The sequence below is a fragment of the Planomonospora algeriensis genome, from assembly GCF_977012225.1.
In genome coordinates this window covers 1-4,995 of sequence record NZ_CDRNDK010000453.1, presented here as the reverse complement: position 1 = coordinate 4,995, position 4,995 = coordinate 1, and the positions used below count along the sequence as shown (strand labels likewise).

At 73.6% G+C, this 4,995-nt stretch carries 5 protein-coding genes; 1 reads left to right on the top strand and 4 read right to left on the bottom strand.

Annotation, left to right across the window (positions count from 1 at the left end; all coding sequences use genetic code 11):
- Positions 1-207: 207 nt before the first annotated feature.
- The 4 genes from ACWJ6R_RS30060 to yczE form a co-directional block, all read right to left on the bottom strand.
- On the bottom strand, positions 208-396 hold the full coding sequence (locus ACWJ6R_RS30060) for a hypothetical protein (protein ID WP_449065457.1): 189 nt from the start codon (positions 394-396) through the stop codon (positions 208-210).
- 140 nt (positions 397-536) lie between these two features.
- Positions 537-782, bottom strand: a complete 246-nt coding sequence (locus ACWJ6R_RS30055; RefSeq protein ID WP_189236227.1) for a hypothetical protein — start codon at positions 780-782, stop codon at positions 537-539.
- Positions 783-966: 184 nt separating this feature from the next.
- Entirely contained in the window at positions 967-2,730 is a 1,764-nt protein-coding gene (locus tag ACWJ6R_RS30050; RefSeq protein WP_449065456.1) for a glycoside hydrolase family 15 protein, read from the bottom strand.
- Positions 2,731-2,802: 72 nt separating this feature from the next.
- On the bottom strand, positions 2,803-3,423 hold the full coding sequence (yczE, locus tag ACWJ6R_RS30045) for a membrane protein YczE (RefSeq protein WP_449065455.1): 621 nt from the start codon (positions 3,421-3,423) through the stop codon (positions 2,803-2,805).
- Between the two features lie 75 nt (positions 3,424-3,498).
- Between yczE and yczR the strand changes: the two genes are divergently transcribed.
- Positions 3,499-4,929, top strand: a complete 1,431-nt coding sequence (gene yczR / locus ACWJ6R_RS30040) for a MocR-like transcription factor YczR (protein WP_449065454.1) — start codon at positions 3,499-3,501, stop codon at positions 4,927-4,929.
- Positions 4,930-4,995 lie beyond the last annotated feature (66 nt).

Below are 4,995 nucleotides of genomic sequence, written 5' to 3'. Positions count from 1 at the left end.
CCCTGCCGGGCGGAGGGGGCGGTCCGGCCGCGCTGCCACAGGTAGAGCGCGGCGCCGGCCGCGAGGATGGCGCCCGCGGCCGGCAGGAGCAGCAGCGGCAGGGGAAGGGGCAGGCCGAACCCGTTCGCCCCTCCCGGCTCCCCCACCTCCGCGGGGCCGTCACCCGTCGCCCCCGCCCGGCCGGCTCACCCTCACGGCCCGGGGGCTTCAACGGGGCATCGGCGTCCTGGCCGCGCCGGAGGCCGGCGGAGAGGCGATGGCCGCCCCGTCGGAGCCCGCGGCCACCCTGCCGAGGCCTGCGGGCTCCCCGCCGGAGCCGGCCGCGACCGGGGCACAGCCGGTCAGCGCCAGGAAGGCCGCGAGCAGCAGGGCGGGGAGCGCCCGTGCGTCTTTCATGATCACCTTTCGTCGGCGGCCCGGGTGTCTCGGAACCCGCCCGGGCCCGTGGCCGCCGTGCGGCGGGCACGGGCCCATGGGTGTACTCCCGGGTCCGGGTCCCCCGGTGAGGCCACCCGGGTGCGTGCCGGATCCTGAGGTCAGGCCGAGAAGGGGCCCGAGGTCTCGGTGTAGTCGGACACGCCGTCGCCGTCGAGGTCGACGCGGGTCTCGTCGATGATGCCGTCGCCGTTGTGGTCGTAGTCGACGACGTCGGTGACGCCGTCGCCGTCGACGTCGTAACGCGCCTCGTCGGCGTAGCCGTCGCCGGTGGTGTCGATCAGCTCGGCGTCGGTGTGGCCGTCGCCGTTGCTGTCGATGAACTCGGTGGTGACGAAGTCGCTCATTTTCCCGATCCTCTCGTTGTGCCGTTCACCGGATGAGAGTCGGGTCCGGGACGTTTTGTTACAGCTGGATCGGAAGTTTTTTCACGGGACCTCCGGAGCGGCCCGGCAGGGGGAGGGCCGGGCGGTCCCGGTCCCCTCTCGGCTCCCTCCCGGCCCTCTCCGGCCCGGCGCGCGGCCGCGTGGATCAGCTGAGCGCGCGGGCCACGTGGATCAGCGGGACGTGGCTGAAGGCCTGCGGGAAGTTGCCGACCAGGCGGCCGTACCGGGGGTCGTACTCTTCGGCGAGCAGCCCGACGTCGTTGCGCAGGGACAGCAACCGCTCGAACAGCTCGACCGCCTCCTCCTTGCGGCCCACCATCGCGCGGGCCTCGGCCAGCCAGAAGCTGCACGCCAGGAAGGCGCCCTCGCCGCCGGGCAGGCCGTCCACGTCGTTGTCCTTGGCCACCGGGTAGCGCAGCACGAACCCGTCCATCATCAGCTCACGCTCGATGGCCTCGATGGTGCCGATCACGCGCGGGTCGGTCGCGGGCAGGAAGCCGACGATCGGGATGAGCAGCAGGGCGGCGTCCAGCTCGTGCGAGCCGTACGACTGGGTGAAGGTGTTGCGCGTGCTGTCGAAGGCCTTGTCGCAGATCTCGGCGTGGATGCGGTCGCGCAGCGCCTTCCACCGCTCCACCGGGCCGGTGCGGCCGAACTCGTCCACGGCCCTGATCACCCGGTCCAGCGCGACCCAGCACATCACCTTGGAGTGGGTGAAGTGGCGCCGGGGGCCGCGGACCTCCCACAGCCCTTCGTCGGGCTCGTCCCAGTGGGCCTCGAGGTAGTCGATCAGCTGCCGCTGGATGGTCCAGGCGCGGTTGTCCGGCGACAGGCCCGAGGCGCGGGCCAGGTAGAGGGAGTTGGAGACCTCACCGTAGACGTCGAGCTGGAGCTGGTTGACCGCGCCGTTGCCGATGCGGACCGGCCGGGAGTCCTCGTAGCCGGGCAGCCAGTCCAGCTCCGTCTCCGGCAGGCGGCGCTCTCCCGCGACGCCGTACATGATCTGCAGGTCCTGGGCGCGGCCCGCGATGGCGCGCAGCAGCCACGCGCGCCAGTCGGCGGCCTCCTCCAGGTAGCCCGAGCCGATGAGGGCGTCCAGGATCATGGTGGCGTCGCGCAGCCAGCAGTAGCGGTAGTCCCAGTTGCGGACACCGCCCAGGTCCTCGGGGAGCGAGGTGGTGGGGGCGGCGACGATGCCTCCGGTGGGGGAGTAGGTCAGGGCCTTGAGCGTGATGAGCGAGCGGACCACGGCGTCCCGCCACGGGCCGGTGTGGGTGCACCTGCTCGCCCACTCGGTCCACAGCGACTCGGTCTCGGTCAGCTGCTCGAAGGGGTCGATCTCGGTCGGGCGCGGCTCGTGGGAGGGGTGCCAGGTGAAGACGAACGCCAGGCGCTCGCCCGCCGAGACGCGGAAGGCGCCGTGGTGGGCGTAGCCGCGGCTGCGCAGCGGCACCGGGGAGCTCAGCCAGATCGAGTCGGGGCCGCCGACGGCGTGGAGCAGGTCGCCGTCGGTACGGCGCACCCACGGCACGATCCGGCCGTAGTCGAAGCGGATGCGGATCTCGGTGGACATCTCCACCGTGCCCGAGACGCCCTCGACGATCCGGACCAGGTCCGGGTTGGCCTGCCGGGGAGGCATGAAGTCGATCACCCGGACCGTGCCGCCCGGCAGGTCCCACTCGCTCTCCAGCACCAGGGTGTCGCCCCGGTAGTGCCGCCGGGTGGCGGAGGGCCGCTCGGCGCCGGCCGGGCCGATCCACCACTGACCGTGGTCGGCGTCGCCGAGCAGTGCGCCGAAGCACGACGGCGAATCGAAACGGGGCAGGCAGAGCCAGTCGATGGAGCCGTCTCGGCCGACGAGGGCGGCCGACTGCATGTCGCCGATGAGGGCGTAGTCCTCGATGCGCATGGATCCGACGCTAATACCTCGGCCGCGTCCGGGCGGCATCCGGGACCGGTCCGGTTCCGTGTGGCGGCCCGGTCAGCTCCGGGCGGCCGGGCGGGTGAAGCTCAGCCGCGGCATGAAGAACTGGGTGAGGGGCCCCACGGCGAGGGCGAAGACCACCGTGCCGACGCCCACGGTGCCGCCGAGCAGCCAGCCCGCCGCCAGCACGGTCAGTTCGATCAGCGTGCGGGCGGTGCGGACCGAGAGCCCCAGGCGGACCAGGCCGGTCATCAGCCCGTCGCGCGGGCCGGGCCCCAGACCGGCGCCGATGTAGAGGGCCGTCGCGGCGGCGGTGGCCACCACGCCGGACAGCAGGAAGGCCCACCGGGCGGCGAGCGGGTCGGGCGCGGGCGCCAGCCACATCGCGGCGTCGGCGAACAGGCCGAGGAAGACGACGTTGCTGATCGTGCCGACGCCGGGCCGCTGCCGCAGCGGGATCCACAGCAGCATCACCAGTGCGCCCACCAGGATGATCCAGGTCCCGACGGACAGGCCCAGGTGGATGGAGAGCCCCTGGTGGAAGACGTCCCAGGGGCTGCCGCCGAGCCGGGACTCGATCTGCAGGGCGACGCCGACGCCGTAGAGCGCCAGGCCCGCGTAGAGGCGAGTCAGGCGGTTGGGGAGGGAGCCGAGGGCGGTCAGGGAGAGTTCGCTCATGATGGCCTGAATCATCCAGGCCATTACCGTCTCAACAAAGGTCCAATATCCAAAAGTGGTCTTATAGTGGCCCGCATGGATCGGTATCTGAGCGGACCCCAGCTCGCCCGCCTCGTGGTGATCGACCCCGGCACCAGGCCCTACTACCGGGCCCTGGCCGACCGGATGCGCGCGCTGATCCTCGACGGCCGCCTCCCGGTGCGCGTGCGCGTCCCGGCCGAACGGCACCTGGCCGAGGCCCTCGGCGTCAGCCGCACCACCGTGACCGCCGCCTACGACCGCCTCCGCGAGCAGGGCTACCTGGACAGCCGGCAGGGCGCCGGGAGCTGGACCGCGCTGCCCGACGTCGGCGCGCTCGGTACGGAGAACCCGTGGATCGCCGCGGGCGACGACGGCCTGCTGCCGATGCACTGCGCCGCGCCGCACGCCACCTCGGCGCTGCCCGCGGCGATCACCCACGCGGGCGAGCACTACCCGCGCTACGCGCTCGGCATGGGGTACGACCCGGCCGGGATCGCGCCGCTCCGCGAGGCGATCGCCGCCCGCTACACCACCCGGGGGCTGGCCACCCGGCCCGAGCAGATCCTCGTCACCACCGGCGCCCAGCACGCGCTCCACCTGCTGGTCATGGCGCTGCTGTCGCCGGGCGACCCGATGATGGTCGAGTCGCCCACCTACCCGCACATCCTCGACGTGGCCAGGCTGCGCGGCGCCAGGATCGTCCCGGTCGGCGTCCCCTCCGGAGGCTGGCATCTGGACCTGCTCACCTCCGCGATGCGCCAGTCGGCCGCGCGCCTGGCCTACGTGATCCCGGACTTCCAGAACCCGACCGGGCACCTGATGGACGACGCCACCCGGGCCGGGCTGGTCGGCGCGGCCCGGGACTGCGACACCACGCTGGTGGTCGACGAGACCTGGAGCGAGCTGGCGATCGACGAGGCGGCTCCGGCGGCGCCGCTGGCCGCCTTCGACACCGACAGCCGGGTGATCTCCGTCGGGTCGGCCTCCAAGCTCTGGTGGGGCGGCCTGCGCATCGGCTGGGTCCGCGCCACCGCGGCCATGGTCCGCCGCCTGGCCGTGTTCCGCTCGGCGGTGGACATCGCCAGCCCGCTCTTCGAGCAGCTGGTCGCGGCCCGGTTGTTCGAGGACATCGAGGAGACGAGGGCCGAACGCCGCCGTACCCTCGGCGCCTCCCGGGACGCGCTGGCAGACGCGCTGGCGCGGCACATGCCCGACTGGTCCTTCGCCGTCCCGAAGGGCGGCGGGTCGCTCTGGATCCGGCTGGAGGGCCCGTCGGCCACCGCGCTGGCAGACGCCGCCGCCTGCCACGGGGTACGGCTCGCCCCCGGCACCTGGTTCGGCCTGGACGGCGCGCTGGAGGGCCGCCTCCGCCTGCCCTTCACCCAGCCGCCCCGCATCGTCACCGAGGCGGTGGAGCGCATCGCCGAGGCCCGGGTCAAGGGCCCGTACGGCGTCCGCCCGGCCGAGCCGCTCACCAGGGTCTGAGCCCGGCGCTCTGCGGCCCGGGGAGGCCGGGCCGGTGCTCTGCGGGCCCGGGGAGGCCGGTCCGGC